At 57.1% G+C, this 19,493-nt stretch carries 20 protein-coding genes; 12 read left to right on the forward strand and 8 right to left on the reverse strand.

The annotated features are described in order from the left end of the window. Positions 1–780 precede the first annotated feature (780 nt). The 7 genes from arnB to arnF are packed head-to-tail and all read left to right on the forward strand — an operon-like array spanning position 781 to position 8,181. Complete coding sequence (arnB, locus tag CPA59_RS22685; protein ID WP_038663965.1) at positions 781–1,923, forward strand: UDP-4-amino-4-deoxy-L-arabinose aminotransferase; 1,143 nt, start codon at positions 781–783, stop codon at positions 1,921–1,923. After that, positions 1,923–2,906, forward strand: a complete 984-nt coding sequence (gene arnC / locus CPA59_RS22690; RefSeq protein WP_033568171.1) for an undecaprenyl-phosphate 4-deoxy-4-formamido-L-arabinose transferase — start codon at positions 1,923–1,925, stop codon at positions 2,904–2,906. Before arnB ends, arnC begins: the two co-directional genes overlap by 1 nt. Continuing rightward, positions 2,903–4,894: a bifunctional UDP-4-amino-4-deoxy-L-arabinose formyltransferase/UDP-glucuronic acid oxidase ArnA gene (arnA, locus tag CPA59_RS22695; RefSeq protein WP_107760738.1), complete on the forward strand. Its 1,992-nt coding sequence runs from the start codon at positions 2,903–2,905 to the stop codon at positions 4,892–4,894. Before arnC ends, arnA begins: the two co-directional genes overlap by 4 nt. Then, positions 4,891–5,790, forward strand: a complete 900-nt coding sequence (arnD, locus tag CPA59_RS22700; RefSeq protein ID WP_038920714.1) for a 4-deoxy-4-formamido-L-arabinose-phosphoundecaprenol deformylase — start codon at positions 4,891–4,893, stop codon at positions 5,788–5,790. The genes arnA and arnD overlap by 4 nt, the downstream gene beginning before the upstream one ends. After that, on the forward strand, positions 5,790–7,448 hold the full coding sequence (gene arnT, locus CPA59_RS22705) for a lipid IV(A) 4-amino-4-deoxy-L-arabinosyltransferase (protein WP_107760739.1): 1,659 nt from the start codon (positions 5,790–5,792) through the stop codon (positions 7,446–7,448). The genes arnD and arnT overlap by 1 nt, the downstream gene beginning before the upstream one ends. Further along, positions 7,445–7,786 carry a 4-amino-4-deoxy-L-arabinose-phosphoundecaprenol flippase subunit ArnE gene (gene arnE, locus CPA59_RS22710; protein ID WP_038663951.1) on the forward strand — a complete coding sequence of 114 codons (342 nt, stop codon included), beginning with the start codon at positions 7,445–7,447 and terminating at the stop codon, positions 7,784–7,786. Before arnT ends, arnE begins: the two co-directional genes overlap by 4 nt. Continuing rightward, complete coding sequence (arnF, locus tag CPA59_RS22715) at positions 7,783–8,181, forward strand: 4-amino-4-deoxy-L-arabinose-phosphoundecaprenol flippase subunit ArnF (RefSeq protein WP_038663947.1); 399 nt, start codon at positions 7,783–7,785, stop codon at positions 8,179–8,181. The genes arnE and arnF overlap by 4 nt, the downstream gene beginning before the upstream one ends. Before the next feature lie 42 nt (positions 8,182–8,223). Here the strand turns inward: arnF and CPA59_RS22720 are convergent, their stop codons facing one another. After that, complete coding sequence (locus CPA59_RS22720) at positions 8,224–9,174, reverse strand: LysR family transcriptional regulator (RefSeq protein ID WP_174213782.1); 951 nt, start codon at positions 9,172–9,174, stop codon at positions 8,224–8,226. A gap of 81 nt (positions 9,175–9,255) precedes the next feature. Here CPA59_RS22720 and CPA59_RS22725 point away from each other — a divergent pair, with 81 nt between their 5' ends. Continuing rightward, entirely contained in the window at positions 9,256–9,735 is a 480-nt protein-coding gene (locus tag CPA59_RS22725; RefSeq protein ID WP_100850370.1) for a GNAT family N-acetyltransferase, read from the forward strand. A gap of 148 nt (positions 9,736–9,883) precedes the next feature. On the opposite strand, the gene CPA59_RS22730 is transcribed toward CPA59_RS22725, so the two are convergent. Further along, on the reverse strand, positions 9,884–10,495 hold the full coding sequence (locus CPA59_RS22730) for an NAD(P)-dependent oxidoreductase (protein WP_038920708.1): 612 nt from the start codon (positions 10,493–10,495) through the stop codon (positions 9,884–9,886). Between the two features lie 141 nt (positions 10,496–10,636). On the opposite strand from CPA59_RS22730, the gene CPA59_RS22735 reads away from it, so the two are divergent. Then, positions 10,637–11,017, forward strand: coding sequence for a helix-turn-helix domain-containing protein (locus tag CPA59_RS22735; protein ID WP_107760741.1), 381 nt, complete (start codon positions 10,637–10,639; stop codon positions 11,015–11,017). Positions 11,018–11,121: 104 nt separating this feature from the next. Here the strand turns inward: CPA59_RS22735 and hppD are convergent, their stop codons facing one another. Beyond that, positions 11,122–12,207, reverse strand: a complete 1,086-nt coding sequence (hppD, locus tag CPA59_RS22740) for a 4-hydroxyphenylpyruvate dioxygenase (protein WP_107760742.1) — start codon at positions 12,205–12,207, stop codon at positions 11,122–11,124. A gap of 315 nt (positions 12,208–12,522) precedes the next feature. Between hppD and CPA59_RS22745 the strand changes: the two genes are divergently transcribed. The 3 genes from CPA59_RS22745 (at position 12,523) to CPA59_RS22755 (ending at position 15,008) form a co-directional block, all read left to right on the forward strand. After that, positions 12,523–13,296, forward strand: coding sequence for an MBL fold metallo-hydrolase (locus CPA59_RS22745; protein WP_107760743.1), 774 nt, complete (start codon positions 12,523–12,525; stop codon positions 13,294–13,296). A 43-nt stretch (positions 13,297–13,339) separates the two neighbouring features. Next, positions 13,340–14,314 (forward strand): GlxA family transcriptional regulator, encoded by a 975-nt coding sequence (locus CPA59_RS22750; protein ID WP_107760937.1) that lies wholly within the window; start codon positions 13,340–13,342, stop codon positions 14,312–14,314. Positions 14,315–14,576: 262 nt separating this feature from the next. Continuing rightward, the gene (locus CPA59_RS22755; protein WP_107760744.1) at positions 14,577–15,008 is read left to right on the forward strand and encodes a T3SS effector HopA1 family protein; all 432 of its coding nucleotides are present in this window, start codon (positions 14,577–14,579) and stop codon (positions 15,006–15,008) included. A gap of 56 nt (positions 15,009–15,064) precedes the next feature. Here the strand turns inward: CPA59_RS22755 and mnmE are convergent, their stop codons facing one another. The 5 genes from mnmE to rpmH all read right to left on the reverse strand — a co-directional run bounded on the left by mnmE (position 15,065) and on the right by rpmH (position 18,918). After that, positions 15,065–16,429, reverse strand: a complete 1,365-nt coding sequence (gene mnmE, locus CPA59_RS22760) for a tRNA uridine-5-carboxymethylaminomethyl(34) synthesis GTPase MnmE (RefSeq protein ID WP_039691971.1) — start codon at positions 16,427–16,429, stop codon at positions 15,065–15,067. A gap of 115 nt (positions 16,430–16,544) precedes the next feature. Next, on the reverse strand, positions 16,545–18,176 hold the full coding sequence (gene yidC / locus CPA59_RS22765) for a membrane protein insertase YidC (protein WP_038920702.1): 1,632 nt from the start codon (positions 18,174–18,176) through the stop codon (positions 16,545–16,547). A 2-nt stretch (positions 18,177–18,178) separates the two neighbouring features. Further along, positions 18,179–18,436, reverse strand: coding sequence for a membrane protein insertion efficiency factor YidD (gene yidD, locus CPA59_RS22770; RefSeq protein ID WP_013320102.1), 258 nt, complete (start codon positions 18,434–18,436; stop codon positions 18,179–18,181). Further along, positions 18,400–18,759, reverse strand: coding sequence for a ribonuclease P protein component (rnpA, locus tag CPA59_RS22775; RefSeq protein WP_013320101.1), 360 nt, complete (start codon positions 18,757–18,759; stop codon positions 18,400–18,402). Before rnpA ends, yidD begins: the two co-directional genes overlap by 37 nt. Before the next feature lie 18 nt (positions 18,760–18,777). After that, positions 18,778–18,918, reverse strand: coding sequence for a 50S ribosomal protein L34 (rpmH, locus tag CPA59_RS22780; protein WP_004093983.1), 141 nt, complete (start codon positions 18,916–18,918; stop codon positions 18,778–18,780). Between the last annotated feature and the right edge of the window lie 575 nt (positions 18,919–19,493).

Below are 19,493 nucleotides of genomic sequence, written 5' to 3' on the forward strand. Positions count from 1 at the left end.
ATATGAGAGAAAAGTGGGATGGACGGCGAGCCAGCGGTGGACGAAAAAGCGCTGTTATATCCGCGCACTATTTCATAGCAAGATAAGTAGTTTTTATGAATAAGATTTATTTCCGCATTGATAATTTTTAATAACATTGCAAGAAATCGTAATTCTTTTGTTGTTTTGATGTCAGTGTGATTCTCGTCACGAAAAATATCTTATTTTTCGTGTGTTTATATACGGTTGAGGATGGATGAATGTTTGCAGTTGAACACCATTTTATTGATGATGGGTTTAAACATAGCTTGCTACTCTTCTCGCGGATTGAACATCAGCTAAAAAGAAGCGTCTTAATATTCAGCTAAGAAATCTTCGTTATGCTCGTCTGCCAATGGTCGGATGAACAACATTATTGATGGTCATATTACTGTCATTAATTGCTTTTCTACTTATCCTTCGCAAGGACTAAGGAGCGGTTTTCCCTGACGTACTTATCCCCAGATCCGATTCCGATGGCGGGACGGCGATGTTACCAGAGTGTATATACCCAAAATAATTCGAGTTGCAGCGAGGCGGCAACCGGATGAATCTTCAGGAGCTTACATGAGTAAGTGACTGGTGCGAGTGGCAACGCTGCCGGGAGCAGAGTTGAGCGCGGTTTACCGCGGCTCCGCTGGGCGAGGCCCATGATGGGCTGCGTAATGAAGCCAACGCACCTGCGACTTGAAGGATGACGGGTATGAAGATTTATCTCGCCACACCAATAATCATCGATTTAACCTGAGAGTGAATTTTTACATGGCTGATTTTCTACCTTTCTCACGCCCCGCGTTAGGTGAGGAAGAACTTGCCGCGGTCGGGCAGGTTCTTCGTTCCGGATGGATTACCACTGGCCCCAAAAATCATGAACTGGAGCAACAGTTTGCCGTGCTGACGGGCGCGAAGCACGCCATTGCGGTCAGCTCTGCGACCGGTGGTATGCACGTCACCCTGATGGCGCTGGGAATTGGCGCAGGCGATGAAGTGATCACGCCGTCGCTCACCTGGGTTTCCACCCTGAATATGATTGTGCTGCTGGGCGCCGAGCCCGTGATGGTGGATGTGGACCGCGATAATCTGATGGTGACGCCGGAAGCGATTGAAGCGGCCATTACTCCCCGTACCAAAGCCATTATTCCGGTTCACTACGCCGGCGCGCCGGCAGATATCGACGCTATTCGTGACATCGGCCGCCGTCACGGCATTCCAGTGATTGAGGATGCCGCTCACGCCGCTGGCACCTACTACCGCGGTCGCCACGTCGGCGGCGAGGGCACGGCGATTTTCTCCTTCCACGCCATCAAAAACATGACCTGCGCTGAAGGCGGTCTGGTGGTGACGGACGACGACGAGCTGGCCAACCGCATTCGCAGTCTGAAATTCCACGGTCTGGCGGTAGACGCGTTCGACCGCATGGTGCAGGGGCGCGCGCCGCAGGCGGAAGTGGTTTCGCCGGGCTTCAAGTACAACCTGCCGGACATTAGCGCCGCCATTGCGCTGGTGCAACTGGAAAAACTGGCCGCCAACAATGCGCGCCGCGAAGCGCTGGCGCAGCGTTATCTGCAAAAACTGGCCGCTTTGCCGTTCCAGCCGCTGACGCTGCCGTCATGGCCGCACCAGCACGCCTGGCACCTGTTTATCATCCGGGTGGATGAAGCGCGTTGCGGCATCGATCGCGACGGTCTGATGCAGGCGTTAAAAGAACGCAACATCGGCACCGGTCTGCATTTCCGCGCCGCCCATACCCAGAAATACTATCGTGAACGTTTCACCAACCTGCACCTGCCGAATACCGACTGGAACTCGGCCCGAATCTGCTCTCTGCCGTTGTTCCCGGATATGCGCGACGAGGATGTGGACAGAGTGGTGGATGCGTTAACTGAGCTGGCGGGGAAACGCTGATGTCGGACATGGAAGCAATCAATAAAGTCTCGGTGGTGATTCCGGTTTTCAACGAGCAGGAGAGCCTGCCGGAGCTGATTCGTCGTACCACCGCCGCCTGTGATCAAATGAACCGTGATTATGAAATTCTGCTGGTGGACGACGGCAGCAGCGACAACTCGGCCGCGTTGCTGACCGAGGCGGCGCAGGCGCCGGGCAGCCATGTGGTAGCGGTGATTCTTAACCGCAACTACGGGCAGCATTCGGCGATCATGGCCGGGTTCAGCCATGTGTCCGGCGATCTGATCATCACGCTGGATGCCGACCTGCAAAACCCGCCGGAAGAAATTCCCCGGCTGGTGGACACGGCGGATCAAGGGTATGACGTGGTGGGCACCATCCGCGAAAATCGTCAGGACAGTGTGTTTCGTAAAACCGCTTCGCGCATGATCAACCACCTGATTCAGCGCACCACCGGCAAGGCTATGAACGATTACGGCTGTATGCTGCGCGCCTATCGCCGCCATATCATCGACGCCATGCTGCACTGCCACGAGCGCAGCACTTTTATCCCGATCCTCGCCAATACGTTTGCCCGCCGCACCACCGAAATTATGGTGCGCCACTCCGAGCGCGAATTTGGCGATTCCAAATACAGCTTCATGAAGCTTATTAACCTGATGTACGACCTGGTGACCTGCCTGACCACTACGCCGCTGCGTTTGCTGAGCGTGGTGGGCAGCGTGATTGCGCTCTCCGGTTTCACGCTGGCGCTGTTGCTGATCCTGCTGCGTCTGTTTTTCGGCGCGGCCTGGGCGGCGGACGGGGTGTTTACGCTGTTCGCCGTGTTGTTCTCTTTTATCGGCGCCCAGTTCGTCGGTATGGGGCTATTGGGGGAATATATCGGACGAATCTACAACGATGTCCGCGCCCGTCCCCGTTATTTTATTCAACGTATTGTTGGCAATGATCCACGATTTTCTGAACAGGACAATGAAGAATGAAAGCTGTTGTTTTTGCCTATCATGATTTCGGTTGCGTGGGACTCCGCGCGTTGGTGGCAGCGGGCTATACCGTGGAAGCGGTGTTTACCCACGCGGATAACCCGGCGGAAAATCAGTTCTTTGGATCGGTAGCCCGCACCGCGGCGGAGCTGGGCATCCCGGTATTCGCGCCGGAAGACGTTAACCACCCGCTGTGGGTGGAACGCATCGCCGCTATGTCGCCGGACGTCATTTTCTCCTTCTACTACCGTCACCTGCTGAGCGACGCCATTCTGCAGAGCGCGGCGCACGGCGCCTACAACCTGCATGGTTCGCTGCTGCCGCGCTATCGCGGCCGGGCGCCGCTGAACTGGGCGCTGGTCAACGGCGAAACCGAAACCGGCGTGACCCTGCACCGCATGGTGGCGCGCGCCGATGCCGGCAACATCGTGGCGCAGCAGCGTGTGGCGATCGACGAGAGCGATACCGCGCTGAGTCTGCACCGCAAGCTGCGTGATATCGCCGAGCTGTTGCTGAAAGACAACCTGCCCGCCATCGCTGCCGGTAAAGCGAATGATATTCCGCAGGATGAGAGCCAGGCCACTTACGTGGGTCGTCGTACCCCGGAAGACGGGCGTATCGAATGGCAGAAGCCGGCGCGTACCCTGTATAACCTGGTGCGTGCGGTGACCGAGCCGTGGCCGGGCGCGTTCAGCTTCGTCGGCACGACGAAGTTCATTATCTGGCAGGCGAAGGTGCGTACTGATTTCGCCGCCGCCAGACCGGGCACCGTGCTGAGCACCTCGCCGCTGGTGGTTGCCTGCGGCAGCGACGCGCTGGAAATCGTCACCGGTCAGGGCGACAACGGTATTTATCTGCAGGGTGCGCAACTGGCTCAAAGCCTTGGCTTGGTGACCGGCGCCATCCTCAACAACTCGCCGGTGGTGAACGTCAAACGCCGCACCCGCGTGCTGATCCTCGGGGTGAACGGTTTTATCGGTAACCACCTGACTGAGCGCCTGCTGCAGGAAGACAACTACGAAGTGTTCGGTCTGGACATCAGTTCCGATGCTATCGAACGTTTCCTCGGCAACCCGCGTTTCCACTTCGTGGAAGGGGACATCAGTATTCATTCCGAGTGGATCGAGTACCACATCAAGAAATGCGACGTGGTGCTGCCGCTGGTGGCGATCGCCACCCCGATCGAGTACACCCGTAACCCGCTGCGCGTATTCGAGCTGGATTTCGAAGAAAACCTGAAAACCATCCGCGACTGCGTGAAGTACAAAAAACGCATCATTTTCCCGTCCACCTCCGAGGTGTACGGCATGTGTACCGACCCGGTGTTCGACGAAGACAACTCCAACCTGATCGTTGGGCCGATAAACAAACAGCGCTGGATTTACTCGGTATCCAAACAGCTGCTGGACCGCGTGATCTGGGCTTACGGCGAAAAAGAAGGGCTGCGTTTCACCCTGTTCCGTCCGTTCAACTGGATGGGGCCGCGTCTGGATAACCTGAACGCCGCGCGTATCGGCAGCTCCCGCGCCATCACCCAGCTGATTCTGAACCTGGTGGAAGGCTCGCCGATCAAGCTGGTTGACGGCGGTCGTCAGAAACGTTGCTTTACCGACATCAAAGACGGTATCGAAGCGCTGTTCCGCATCATCGAGAATAAAGACGGCGTGTGCGACGGCCAGATCATCAACATCGGCAACCCGGACAACGAAGCCAGCATTCGTCAACTGGCGGAACAGCTGCTGGAGAGCTTTGAGAAGCATCCGCTGCGTAATCAGTTCCCGCCGTTCGCCGGTTTCCGCGAAGTGGAAAGCAGCAGCTACTACGGCAAAGGCTATCAGGATGTGGAGCACCGCAAGCCCAGCATCCGCAACGCCAAACGCCTGTTGCACTGGCAGCCGACCATCGAGATGGAAAAAACCGTGGCGGAAACGCTGGACTTCTTCCTCCAGACCGTTGAAACCGGCCGATTCAGTCAGGACAGCGAATGAGAAAAGTAGGGTTACGGATCGACGTTGATACCTGGCGCGGCACGCGGGTGGGGGTGCCCCGCCTGCTGGAGTTGCTGGACGTCTATGGCGTCCGGGCCAGCTTTTTCTTCAGCGTCGGGCCCGACAACATGGGGCGCCATTTGTGGCGCCTGATTCGACCGGTGTTTTTGTGGAAGATGCTGCGCTCGCGCGCAGCATCGCTGTATGGCTGGGACATCCTGCTGGCGGGCACCGCCTGGCCGGGCCGGGTGATCGGCCGCGGCTTGCCGGAGCCGATCCGCGCGGCGTCCCGGCAGCACGAAGTCGGGCTGCACGCCTGGGATCACTTCGCCTGGCAAACCTGGGCCGGGGTGTGGGATCAGGCCAAAATGGAACAGCAGATCCGGCTGGCCTACGAGGCGTTGCAGTCGATTACCGGCGAGCCGGTAGCGTGTTCGGCGGTAGCGGGCTGGCGCGCGGATCAAACCGCGGTGGAAGCCAAACAGCAGTTTGGCTTTCGCTATAACAGCGACTGCCGCGGCACCGCGCCGTTCCGCCCGCTGCTCAACGACGGCAGCACCGGTACAGTACAGATCCCGGTCACGCTGCCCACCTGGGATGAAGCGGTCGGCCGGGAAACCAGCGCCGCCGATTTCAATCGCTATATTTTGGATAAAATCCGTCAGGATCAGGGTACGCCGGTCTATACCATTCATGCCGAAGTGGAAGGCATTGTGATGAGCGATCAGTTCGGCGAACTACTGGCGCTGGCGGAGCAGGAAGGCATTCGCTTTTGTCCGCTGAGCGAATTGCTGCCGGACGATCCGGATACATTGCCGGTCGGGCGCGTGGTGCGGGGTTCCCTCGCCGGACGCGATGGCTGGTTGGGATGTCAGCAGACCGTGGAGGCGGCCTGATGAAATACGCACGTCAGACAACGCTGTGGCTGGTGTTGTTGCTACTCTACTATTTTATTCCCCTCAATGGTCGCCTGTTATGGCAACCGGACGAAACCCGCTACGCGGAAATCAGCCGGGAAATGCTGGCGGGCGGCAACTGGATTACCCCGCATTTTCTGGGGATTCGCTATTTTGAAAAGCCGATCGCCGGTTACTGGGTGAATAACATCGGCCAGTGGCTGCTGGGCGACAACAACGCCGGCGTGCGCGCCGGCTCGGTGTTCTCCATTTTGCTGACGGCGGCGCTGATTTACTGGCTGACGCAGCGGTTGTGGCAACAACGGCGTACTTCGCTGCTGGCGGCGGCCATCTATCTGAGTTGCCTGCTGGTGTACGGTATCGGCACCTATGCGGTGCTCGATCCTATCGTCACCCTGTGGCTGGCGGCGGCGATGTGCAGCTTCTGGGGAGCGGCGCAGGCCACCACCCGCAGCAGTAAAATCGGTGGTTATTTGCTGCTGGGCGTGGTGTGCGGCATGGGCTTCATGACCAAGGGCTTTCTGGCGCTGGCGGTGCCGGTGATTGCGGTGCTGCCGTGGGTCACGCTGGAGCGGCGCTGGAAAGAGGTGCTGCTGTACGGCCTGCTGGCGATTGTCAGCGCGGTGGCGGTGTCGCTGCCGTGGGCGCTGGCGGTGGCGCGTCAGGAGCCGGATTTCTGGCACTATTTCTTCTGGGTCGAACATATTCAACGCTTCGCCGATTCCGCGAATGCTCAGCACAAAGCGCCGTTCTGGTACTACCTGCCGGTGCTGATCGCCGGGGTGCTGCCGTGGCTGGCGCTGCTGCCGTCGTCACTGCTACAGAGCTGGCGTGAGCGACGTCAGGAGAACGGCGCGTTCTACCTGCTGGGCTGGGTGGTGATGCCGTTCCTGTTTTTCAGCATCGCCAAAGGCAAGTTGCCGACTTACATTCTGCCCTGTTTCGCGCCGTTGGCGATCCTGATGGCCAGACGCGCCACTACCTTGCTGAGTCCGCGTCTGCTAACCGTCAACGGCTGGATCAACCTGGCGTTTGGCCTGCTGTGCGCGCTGATCGTGGTGTTGGTGCTGGCGCCGTGGGGGCTGTCGCATCGTCCGCTCTATCAGCCGCAGGAAACCGTCAAAGTGGCGCTGGGCGTCGTGGCGTTCCTGTTCTGGGGACTGGTCGGATGGTGGACGTTGCGTCATTCGGCGGCTCGCTGGCACTGGGCGGCGGTCTGTCCGCTGGGCATCGCCCTGTTGATTGGCATGGCGATTCCGCAACGGGTGATGGAGAGCAAGCATCCGCAGTGGTTCCTGCGCACGACCGAGGTTGAATCCCACCTGTCGCAGAGCCGTTACATTCTGGCGAACAGCGTTGGCGTAGCTTCTGCGGTTGCCTGGGAACAAAAACGCGGCGATATTCTGATGTACGATAATCAGGGTGAGCTGGAGTACGGCTTGTCGTACCCGGACAGCGTCAATCGCATAGTACCTGCCAGCGAGTTTGCCGACTGGCTGGCGGCGCATCGCCGTGAAGGCAATGTCTCGCTGGTGCTGATATTCTCTTCGGCGACTGATCCGATCACCGGCGTACCGCCGGCGGATTACACTGACCGGCGAGGGCGAGTCGCCTTATTGTGGTATCGTCAGCAATGACCAATTATCTGCTGATTCTGCTGGTCAGTTTGTTGACCTGCGCCGGTCAGCTTAGTCAGAAACAGGCCGCCAGCTGGCAGAGCGGCGGCCGTTCACATCGCGCCCATATTCTGTTGTGGATGGGAATAAGCCTGTTGTTGCTGGGGCTGGCGATGGTGCTATGGCTGGCGGTGTTGCAGCGGGTGGCGGTGAGCGTGGCGTATCCGATGCTGAGCCTGAATTTTATTCTGGTGGCGCTGGCGGCGCGCTGGCTGTGGCGGGAGGCCATTAGTCTGCGTCAGTCGGTGGGTATTGTGCTGATTGTTGTCGGTGTAATCTTGATGGGAGGGATCGCGTGAAAGGCTATGGATGGGCGCTGCTGAGTGTGTTGCTGGTCAGCGCAGCACAATTGTCGATGAAATGGGGGATGTCCCAACTGCCCTCGCTGACGGAACCGCTGCCGTTTATGTTCGCCATGCTGGTGTTGCCGGTCGCCGCCGCCGCGGTACTGGTGGGGCTGGCGGCGTATGCTTTCTCAATGCTGAGCTGGTTTAACGCCCTGCGTTTTTTGCCGTTAAGCCGGGCTTACCCACTACTGAGCCTCAGTTACGTGCTGGTGTGGGGGTTGGCGGTGGCGCTGCCGATTTTTCCCGATACCTTCAGCACCGGCAAACTGCTGGCGATCGCGCTGATTATTGCCGGCGTATGGCTGGTGTGCAGCCGACAGGCTTCGCATCTGGACGAAGAGTCCTGATATTCGCGTCGCCCTTCTTGTGGCGCGCACGTTACCTGCAAATTACGCCGACGCGGCTGGCCGGGAAAGCGGCGCCAACTGCTGAATCTGCGCCGCCAGCCAGCGATCGGCCGCTCGCCGCTGATGGCGCTGGTGGTAATAGATTTTGACGCGGTAAGGCGGCACCGGGAACGGTAGTTCATGGAGCGCGCAGTCGGTGAGCGCGGCAAGGTGGCCGGCGGCAAAGCGCGGCAGCGTCATCAGCAGATTGCTTTGCCCGATAATAGCAGGCGCAGCCAGCAACGACGGCATCCGCAGCGCGATGGTGCGCTGTTTGCCCAGTTTATCCAGTTCGTAGTCGATGGCGCCGCGCATTTCATTCCAGGGCGTAATCACCAGATGACGGGCGTTCAGGTACTCTTCCAGCGATAGCGGCGTCAGATTGTCTCTAAACCGGGTTGCCGTGATCGCCACGTAATCATCCTCCATCCAGTCAATGTCATGAATGTCTTCATGCATGTGGTCAGCGAATTCGGTAAAACCGAGGGCGAAATCGACGCGGCCGGCCAGCAGTTCCTCAAAGGCGACTTTCTGATCGCTGTGAATCAATTGAAATTGCAGGTGGGGCGCCAGCGACTGGAGCGCGGCGGTTAATGCTGGAAAAACGCAAAACGCCGTAAAGTCGGTGACCGAAAAAGTAAAGGATTCATGGCTGCTGGCAGGGTCAAAACCGGGGCGCAGGCTGAATCCCTGTTCCAGCAAACGCAGCCCGTCGCCAATGGTGGCGGCCAGCTTTTGCGCGAAGACCGTCGGCCGCATTTCCTGACCGGAACGGTAAAACAGTTCGTCATTCAGCGTCTTGCGTAGCCGGCTCAGTGCATGGCTTAACGCCGAGTTGCTCATGGCGAGCTCAGCGGCGGCGCGGGTGACCGACTGATGCCGGAAGATGGCGTCAAAAACCAGCAACAGATTGAGGTCGAGGCGCCGTAACTGAGGATGCATAATATTCACCATGAATTGATAATATTGCACTTCATGCATTATAACCTGGCGATTAAGCTGGCAGCCTGACGAATCAATCACAGAGATCTTCTTATGACCTTACATATCCGTTGGGCGACGCGGCAGGATTCCGCCACCATCCTGAATTTTATTCGTGAACTGGCTGAGTACGAGAAAGCGTTGCACGAGGTGAAGACCAACCAGCAGGAAATCGAGCAAACGCTTTTCGGCGAAGGCGCATCCACCGAAGCGCTGATTTGCGAATGGAACGGCGAGCCGATCGGGTTTGCGGTGTTCTTCACCAGCTACTCCACCTGGCTGGGACGCGACGGCATTTATCTGGAAGATCTGTACGTATCGCCGCATTATCGCGGTCAGGGCGCCGGTAAGGCGCTGCTGAAATACATCGCTCGTCTGGCGGTTGAACGCGGTTGCGGAAGGCTGGAGTGGAGCGTGCTGGACTGGAACCAGCCTGCTATCGATTTCTACGACAGCCTGGGCGCCGCGCCTCAAAACGAGTGGATCCGTTACCGACTGGAAGGCGATAGCCTGCGACAGGCGGCGCAGGAATAGACCGGGTTATTTGTGGCGGTAGAAAAACAGGTGGCGGTAAAAGAACACGTTGCGATAAAAGACAGGCTGCGGAAAACCCGCAGCCTGCAGAGGGAAAAGGGATAGAACCTGGACACAGGAAACCAATCCCCGTCACATCGGGTGTGACTCAGTAGCCAACGGTGAAACGCTGGCGAATGTGCTGCGGTTTTTCTACTTCATCCACCAGCGCAATGGCGTAATCCGCAAACGAGATACTGCTGCCTTGCTCATTGGTCAGCAGATCGTCTTGGCCGAGGCGGAATGTGCCGGTACGTTCACCGGGAACGAACATCATGGACGGCGACAGGAAGGTCCAGTCCAGATCGGTGACGGTTTTCAGCAGGTCGAGAAAATCGGCGCCCTTGGTGGCTTCTGCCTTGTAAGCCTCCGGGAAGCCCGGCTGATCCACCAGACGCTGGCCCGGCGCGACTAACAGGCTGCCCGCCCCGCCGACCACCAGATAGCGTTTCACACCCGCGGCGCGCACGGCGTCGATCAGAATCTGCGGATCGCTGCTGGTAAAATGAACGGAGCTGATGACCGCATCGTGGCCTGCCAGCAGCGCCGTCAGTCCTGACGCATCAAACACATCCCCTTGTCTGGCGGTGACGCCGGGCAGCGCGGCGATTTTTTCCGGATGACGGGCAATCGCGGTTATCTGATGACCGCGTTCAGACAGCTCTTTTAGAATCTGTGAACCCGCGTTGCCGGACGCGCCGATAAGTGCAATATGAGCCATGTTCCATTCCTTATAGTCTTCATTAAGGGAAAGGTCTAATATGTAGACCATTGGAAGGATTATGCGCAAAGCCCGATCGCCGCGCAAGAAGTCACCCGTTTGTTATCTGGTCACTGCAAGCTGACCATTGTGGAGTGTGCGATGCCGAAAACCGTTGCTGAAAAAGATGTTTTTGTTTTTGAACAGGCTTGTCCGATACGCGATGTGCTGGATCGCATTGGCGATCAGTGGAGCCTGTTGGTGCTGGAAACCCTGAGTGATGGCACGTTGCGTTTTAATGAACTGATGCGTCGTATTGGCGATATTTCCAAGCAAATGCTCTCCAAAACATTGAAATTACTGGAGCAGGACGGATTTGTCCGGCGTACGCTTTATGCCGAGGTGCCGCCGCGGGTGGAATACCAGCTCACCGAGCTTGGGCGCTCTTTTCTGCAGCCGATGAAGACGCTGGTGCTGTGGGCGGATGCGCATCACCGTACCATTTGCGAGGCGCGCAAAACCTATGAGCAAAAAAATGGGTAATCACCTGAAGTTAACTCATGACTAGGTGTCAGCCTCGGTAATGTCGCCTGTATTCAATCGATGAAACGGCCTTGTTATCCCACACAAGGCCGTGCCGATAAGCGCTATGCAGCCCCTGTGGCCTTGATTTCCCCGCGCGCCAGCTGATCGCGCTCCATGGATTCAAACAGCGCCTTGAAGTTGCCTTCGCCAAAACCGTCGTCGCCATCTCGTTCGATAAATTCAAAAAACAGCGGACCGATCAGGGTTTCCGAGAAAATTTGCAGCAGCAGTTTTTTCTGCCCGTTACGGGTATTGCCGTCGATCAGAATGCCGCGCGTTTGCAGGGCGGCGATATCACGGCCGTGGCCGGGCAGGCGCTCTTCCACCATCTGGTAGTAGGTATCGGACGGTGCGGTCATCAGCGGTAAACCCGCCTGACGCAACCGATCGAGCGTGGTCAGAATATCGTCGGTTTGCATCGCAATATGCTGGATCCCTTCGCCATTAAAGCGGCGCAGGAATTCCTGAATCTGTCCGTTGCTGCCTTCCGCCTCTTCGTTCAGCGGAATACGGATTTTACCGTCCGGCGCCATCATGGCTTTGGAGTGCAATCCGGTATATTCGCCGGCAATGTCAAAATAACGAATTTGCTGAAAATTAAATATTCGGCTATAGAATTCAGACCAGTAATTCATTCTGCCCTGATAGACATTATTGGTTAGGTGATCAAGGGTATGCAGCCCGAATCCTTTCGGCTTTCTTTCCACGCCGTGAATAAACGTAAAATCGATATCGAAAATATCTATGTCCGTGTGATATTTCTCGATGAAGTAGATTTTCGAACCGCCAATACCTTCGATCGCCGGCACCATGATTTCCCCCGGACTGGCGGGCAAGTCTGCCGGTCTGGCGCCGGACAGGATTGCCTGCTCATAAGCCTGAGCGGCATCCCTGACGTAAAACCCGATACCGCAGGCGCCTGCGCCGTGTTCCTGCAGAAAAGTTTGCGGAAAACCGGTAGCGGTATTATTAAGAAGAAAATTGATGTCGTTCTGTCGAAAGAGTGAAATATCGCGGTGGCGATGGTGCGCGACACGTGTAAATCCTAAAGAAATAAATAACGCCGAGAGTGTTTCCGGAGCGTCGGTAACAAATTCGATAAAAGCGAATCCATTCAATTCTAGCGGGTTGGTTAATAACTCATTCATATTAGTTCCTTTGTCCTTAAAGGAGATGAATAAAATAAACCGATGGCGGGTTTCCAATAATGAATATAGCGTGATCGTTCATTTTAGGATAACAAGTTTTTCTTATTATAAATTTAATAGATAAATATAAAGTAATTCCGTTTATTAATATTTATTGATGGCGATATTGGCTGGTCGCCGGCGAACTGCGGTTCGTTGAAGGCGCAATTTGGCCCGAATGTATCGATAAATGACCTTCGGGCCGCTGCCGGGCGTATGGTTTTCCGAGCACAATGACGGCCATCCGCAATATGCTTAAGACCAGGGAACATCATCATGAATATTACCCAGATCAGAAACGCCACGCTGAAAATCAGCTTTGCCGGTAAAATTTTTCTCATCGACCCGATGCTGGCCGAAAAAGGCGCCTATCCCGGTTTCGAAGGCACGCTGAACAGCCACTTGCGTAACCCGTTGGTGGACCTGCCGGTCACGCTGGAGAACCTGTTTGCCGGTGTGGATGCGGTGATTGTCACCCACACCCATCTCGATCACTGGGATGATGCGGCTAAAATCCACCTGCCCAAATCATTACCGATATTTGTCCAGCACGCGCAAGACCGGGAAATGATCCGGGCCGCCGGGTTCGGCGATGTTCGCCTGTTGACCGAACAGAGCGCATTTGGCGATATCACGCTGAGCAAAACGCCGGGCCAGCATGGCAGCGACGCGATTATGGACGCGTTGCACGACAGGCTGGGTGACGTGTGCGGCGTGGTGTTCCGTCACCCGCAGGAAAAAACGCTGTATCTGGCAGGCGATACGGTCTGGAATGCGGATGTGGCTGAAAACCTGCGTCGTTATGCGCCGGAGGTCATTGTTCTCAATTGCGGCGATGCGCAAATCGTCGGGTTGGGGTCGATCATCATGAACCAGCAGGATGTGCTGGCTGTGGCGCAACACGCGCCTAATGCGACTCTCATCGCCAGCCACATGGAAGCGGTTAATCATTCGGCGCTAAGCCGTGCGGCCCTGCGTGATTTTCTGCAGCAAAACGGCGTGGCGCCTCAGGTGTTGATCCCGGCGGATGGTGAGTCCTGTATGCTGTAACGGGTATCTGGAACGGGTGATGACGAAGCGGGAGGAACGAGACGTGAGCATGCGTATTCCGTCGGTCGCGGTGGTGGCCTGCAATCAGTTCAGCCCGTTTCATTTATCGGTGCCCTGCATGATTTTCGGCGATGTGCTGCCGGGGCAGCCGCTGTTCAGGCTGCGAATTTGCGCCGGCGAAGAGGGCGTGCTGCGTTCCGCACAGGGGTTGCAGGTTGATACCCCGTTCGGGCTGGACGCGCTGGCGGAGGCCGATATCGTCGTGGTGCCCTACTGGCGTAACCCGCAGGAGATGCCGAACCCGGCACTGCTGGCGGCGTTGGCGGCGGCCTATGCGCGCGGCAGCCTGCTGGTCGGATTGTGCCTGGGCACCTATGTGCTGGCGTGGGCCGGGCTGCTTACGCAGCGCAAGGCGGCGACGCACTGGGAGTTCGCGCAGGATTTTCAGCAGCGTTTTCCCGATGTCCATCTGGATACTCATGCGTTGTACGTGGAGGACGAGCGGCTGATTACCTCGGCGGGCACGGCAGCCGGGCTGGATTGTTGCCTGCATCTGGTCAGGAAGTACCACGGCAGCGCGATCGCCAACAAAGTCGCCAGAAGAATAGTGATCCCCCCGCATCGGGAAGGCGGCCAGGCGCAGTTCATCGAGCGGCCGGTGCCGGTATCCACGCAGGATGCCAGAATCAACGCGCTGCTGGACTACCTGAGAAGCCGCCTCGACCAGCCCCATCACCTTGATGAACTGGCGCGTCGGACGCTAATGAGCCGCCGCACGTTCACCCGACAGTTTCACAAGGCCACCGGCATGTCAGTCGGCGAGTGGCTGATGGCGGAGCGCCTGCAACAAAGCCAGACGCTGCTGGAGTCCACTACGCTGTCGATCGACGCCATTGCGGAGCAGGTCGGCTTCGGTACCGCCACATCCTTGCGCCAGCACTTCCGCCGCCAGTTCAACGTGACGCCCGGCGAGTGGCGCAAGGCGTTTCAGGACACCCGTACGCCCTCTTCACCGTAGCGACAGCAACGATAACGCGTTTTCCGGTTGTCCTAAAACGTCACCATATGCCTTCCTGCAAAGGAACTCTTTTTCAGCCTTCGCTACTCATCGGCTAGATGAACCAACGGTGCAGGTGAAAAATGAGCACGCTTTTTTAAGTACGCAGCAGTTGCAGTCGTCATCGGTCGATGTCAGAAAGCTACTGGATCACGGTTCTCTGGAAGTGAATGGTAAGACATACCGTATTAGCGCGGCGTAGGGCGCCAAAATCAACGTTGAATTGGCCACTAAAGCCAAGGGCTTCTTCAGCGCGGTAGAAAATATGATGGGGTCTTCCGGCGAAAGTAAAGCTAGGCTGGACGGCACCGGCGGCGTCGGTGTTTTTCCACAGCACACCGGGCCGATAGGTAAAGACCTGATGAAAGGGTATTTACAGAATAACCCCCAGGCGGCGCATGATTTTATTATGTTCAGGCGGAACGACACCAGTGACGCGGAGCCCTCCAGCAGCAGGATCACGCTTAGCGTTCATCAGAAAAATGCGGCGAAACTACCGGAGATATTGCACGCGCTGATCAGGGATAAAGACTACTTACATACGGCAAAAATCGCGCATCCCTCCTTTTTTGGACAGGATACCGACAGCGTCATTCTTTATCTGAATGGTCATCTTGGTGAGGCGATGATCAATTCAGCGCAGAGTCAGGCCTGATTCACCGGCAAGCATCCGATGGGTGCCGCCGGTTTGGAGCGTGTACAGACTCAGCGTTATTTCCCAATACAAAAACTGGAAAAAATCCGTCCCAGCAGGTCATCGGAGGTGAATTCGCCGGTGATTTCGCTCAACGCCTGCTGGGCCAGCCGCAGTTCTTCGGCCAGTAGTTCGCCGGCGTAGGCGCCGACCAGTTGTTCGTGCCCTTGTTGCAGGTGCTGCGCCGCTTGCTCCAGTGCCTGTAAGTGGCGGCGGCGGGCCAGAAAGCCCCCTTCGGTGTTGCTGGTAAAACCCATGCTTTGCTTAAGATGGTCGCGCAACAGGTCTACGCCATTGCCGGTGCGGGCGGAGAGGCGGATAAGTGAGTAAGTATTCACATCTTCAATGCCCAATGGTTCGCCGGTGACATCCGCTTTGTTGCGCACCACGGTAATGGGCAATGTTTTCGGTAATCTCGCCATAAATTCCGGCCAGATAGCCGCCGGTTCCACCGCGTCGGTGGTGGTGCCGTCCACCATGAACAACACCCGGTCCGCCTGTTCGATTTCCTGCCAGGCGCGCTCAATGCCGATGCGTTCCACCTCATCGCTGGCGTCGCGCAGCCCGGCGGTGTCGATGATATGCAGCGGCATGCCGTCGATGTGAATATGTTCGCGCAGCACATCGCGGGTGGTGCCGGCGATATCGGTGACGATGGCGGCGTCGCGCCCGGCCAGTGCATTCAACAGGCTGGATTTACCGGCATTCGGCCGGCCGGCTATCACCACTTTCATGCCTTCGCGCAGCAGGCTGCCCTGACGCGCTTCGGCGCGTACCGCCCCCAGATCGCCGATCACGTCGTTGAGCATGGCTTCGATTTTGCCGTCGGAGAGGAAGTCGATTTCTTCATCGGGAAAATCAATTGCGGCTTCCACATAGATTCGCAGGTGAGTGAGTGCTTCCACTAATTGGTGGATACGGGTAGAAAACACGCCCTGCAGCGAGTTGACGGCGGAGCGGGCCGCCTGCTCGGAACTGGCGTCGATCAGGTCGGCAATCGCCTCGGCCTGCGCCAAGTCCAGCTTGTCGTTCAGAAACGCCCGTTCGGAGAATTCGCCGGGACGGGCGATGCGCACGTCAGGCAGCGCCACTACTCGTCTGAGCAGCAGATCGAGAATCACCGGGCCGCCGTGCCCCTGCAGCTCCAGCACGTCTTCGCCGGTAAAGGAGTTCGGACCGGGAAACCACAGGGCAATCCCCTGGTCGAGCACGCTACCGTCGGCGTCATGGAAAGGCAGATAATCGGCGTAACGCGGTTTGGGCAGCTTGCCCAGTACCGCCTGTGCGACTGCCGAGGCTTGCCGGCCGGAGATGCGCAGAATACCTACGCCGCCGCGTCCCGGCGGGGTGGCTTGGGCAACGATGGTGTCGGTATGGCTCATGGTGTTCTCTCTACATTCTCGCCTGCTTTCAGGCGCTGTTATGGGATCGTATTTATATAAAAAATAAGGCGGTCAGTGACCGCCTTATAGTGAGATTGATTGGGCAATCAACCGGTTATTTCTTCTCGCGGCTATGCAGGCCGCGTTTTTCCAGCCCGCGATAAATCAGCTGCTGCTGGGCGATGGTCACCAGGTTGCTGACGATATAGTACAGCACCAGGCCCGACGGGAACCACAGGAAGAACACGGTGAAGATCACCGGCATGTAGGTCATGATCTTCTGCTGCATCGGGTCGGTAACGGTAGTCGGCGACATCTTCTGAATGAAGAACATGGTCAGACCCATCAGGATCGGCAGCACGTAGTACGGGTCCTGCGCCGACAGGTCATGAATCCACAGCGCGAACGGCGCGTGACGCAGCTCCACCGAGCCCATCAGCATGTAGTACAACGCCAGGAAGATCGGCATCTGGATCAGCAGCGGGAAGCAGCCGCCCAGCGGATTCACTTTCTCAGCCTTGTACAGCGCCATCATTTCCTGACTCATGCGCTGTTTATCGTCGCCGATACGCTCGCGCATCGCCTGCAGTTTCGGCTGCAGCATGCGCATTTTCGCCATCGAGGTGTACTGCGCTTTGGTCAGCGGGTACATGATGCCGCGCACGATAAAGGTGATGGCGATGATCGAGAAGCCCCAGTTGCCGATAAAGCCGTGCAGGAACTTCAGCAGTTTGAACAGCGGCTGGGAGATGAACCACAGCCAGCCGTAATCCACGGTCAGGTCCAGATGCGGCGCGACCGTCGCCATCTTATCCTGAATTTCCGGGCCGACCCACAGGGTGGCGTTCAGGCTCTGCTGGCTGCCCGGCTGTACGATAACCGGCGTGGCCTTAAAGCCGATGGCGGCTAAGCCATTGCCCAGGTTGGCGCTGTAGAACGTGTTATTACCCGCAGCCGCCGGTACCCAGGCGGTAGCGAAGTACTGCTGCAGCATGGCGACCCAACCGCCCTGCGTGTTGATATTCAGGTTCTCTTTCATATCGCTGAAACTGTATTTGCGATATTTGTCGTCGCTGGAAGAGAACGCCGCGCCGCGGTAGGTGTGAAGGGCGAAGTTATTGCTGCCGGTGTCGCGGTGCGACGGCAAATCAATAGACTGTTTCAACTGGCCGAACAGGGTCAGCTCCAGCGGCTGGGCGCTGGCGTTATTGACGCCGTATTCCACGTTCAGCGCGTATTCGCCGCGTTTCAGCACGAAAGTTTTGGTGAAGCTAACGCCGTTGGCGTCGGTGTAGGTCAACGGAATCCGCAGTTCATTCTGGCCGTCGGCCAGTTCAAAGCGATCCGCCGGCGCGGTGTACAGCGGGCGTGAACCGTTGGCCGGGTTGTCCGGGCCGTTTTTGCCGGTCAGGCCGCTCTGCGCCTGATAAGTAAAGGCCGGGGTGGTTTCCAGCAGTTTGAACGGCTGGTTGGAACCCAGCTCTGCCGGGTAGGCCAGCAGGTCGGCTTCTTCAATGTCGCCGCCGCGAGTGTTGATGTTCAGCGACAACACGTCGGTTTTAACGGTGATCAGTTTACCCGTACCGCTGGCAGGTACGCCCTGGTTGGCTGCATCGCCTACAGCGCCATTCGCCTGTTGCGTGGTCTGGGTCGCCGCGGGTGGATTTTTGTCCGTTTCCCACTGCTGCCAGATCATGAACGTTACGAATAGCAGAGCGATGAGAAGAAGATTGCGTTGCGAATCCATCGTTAGTGTTCTCTGTTATTGTCGGGTTTTGGCGGTACGGGATCATCACCACCAGGGTTCAAAGGGTGGCATTTTAATACGCGTTTAAGCGTCAACCAACTGCCTTTTATCATGCCGAACCGGCGTATTGCTTCAATGCCATATTGGGAGCACGACGGCTGAAAGCGGCAGTGCGGTCCAAGTAGCGGACTGATAAAGCGTTGATACCCGCGTATCAGGCCAATCAGCAGGCGTGAGCCAAACGACAGTGACGGCGCCATAATTTTTCCAACGCTTCCGTTAGCGTACGGTTATCCAGTTCAGACACCCCTTTTTTGGCGATGACGACAAAGTCCATCGCGGGCAGTTCGTGCTGGTGCAAACGAAAACTTTCACGCGTCAGGCGCTTGATGCGGTTGCGTTCGTGAGCCCGTCTGACGTGCTTTTTTGCGACGGTAAGACCAATACGAGGGTGCCCCAGCGTATTTGGGCGACCGAGGATGGTGATCTGCGGCGTACCGGCCCGTTGTGGCTGCTGGAAGACGAAAGAGAAATGGCTGGGAGTTAACAGACGTAACTCCCTGGGAAAAGCGAGCGTAACCACTCGAAGGGTTAGCTTTTATTACTTGGAAACAGTCAGACGAGTACGGCCTTTCGCACGACGGCGGGCCAGAACCTGACGACCATTTTTAGTGGCCATACGAGCACGGAAACCGTGGCTACGGTTACGCTTCAATACGGACGGTTGGAAAGTGCGTTTCATGGCGATTTCTACCTAAACTTGATTTAAGACTTCACAGTAAACGCGTTTGGCTACTCGGCGTGAAAAGTGACCGACGCCTCTATCGCATAATAAAGAGGCGGGATTGTAATAATTGTACAGTCCCGAGTCAATTAACATCCGCGTTTTACCCGCCTGAAACTTTCCGGTTGTCCCGGACTTTTCGTCTGCTAAGCACAAAAACTGTCCGCTCAGCACAGAAAACAGGCGCTACGCGCAGGCCGGGAATTATACGGACTCTGCGACAAAGCGCAAGGATCCGCCTGCGATCCTGTCGGCGGGATCATGATCCGCATCACCGCTGATCGTCCCGATTACGTTTATGCTTAAGACCTTTTTGGGATCTACAGGCGGGTTGTGGGTAACCGCACGGACGGCCCGTATGGAAAGCCGGAGTTGGCGCATACTATAAGAAGAGCCTGTGGATAAAAAGGATCAAAACTGTGTGGAAAGGGGAGATCTCTGGCGTGGTTTAGGTTATGATCCGCCGTCCCGCTAGCGATCCCAGGATCGGGATCGTCACGGTAAAGCCGCTTTCCGCGTGGCGCACCCCGGCG

It is taken from the genome of Dickeya sp. Secpp 1600 (assembly GCF_003049805.1).
GTDB lineage: Bacteria > Pseudomonadota > Gammaproteobacteria > Enterobacterales > Enterobacteriaceae > Dickeya > Dickeya fangzhongdai.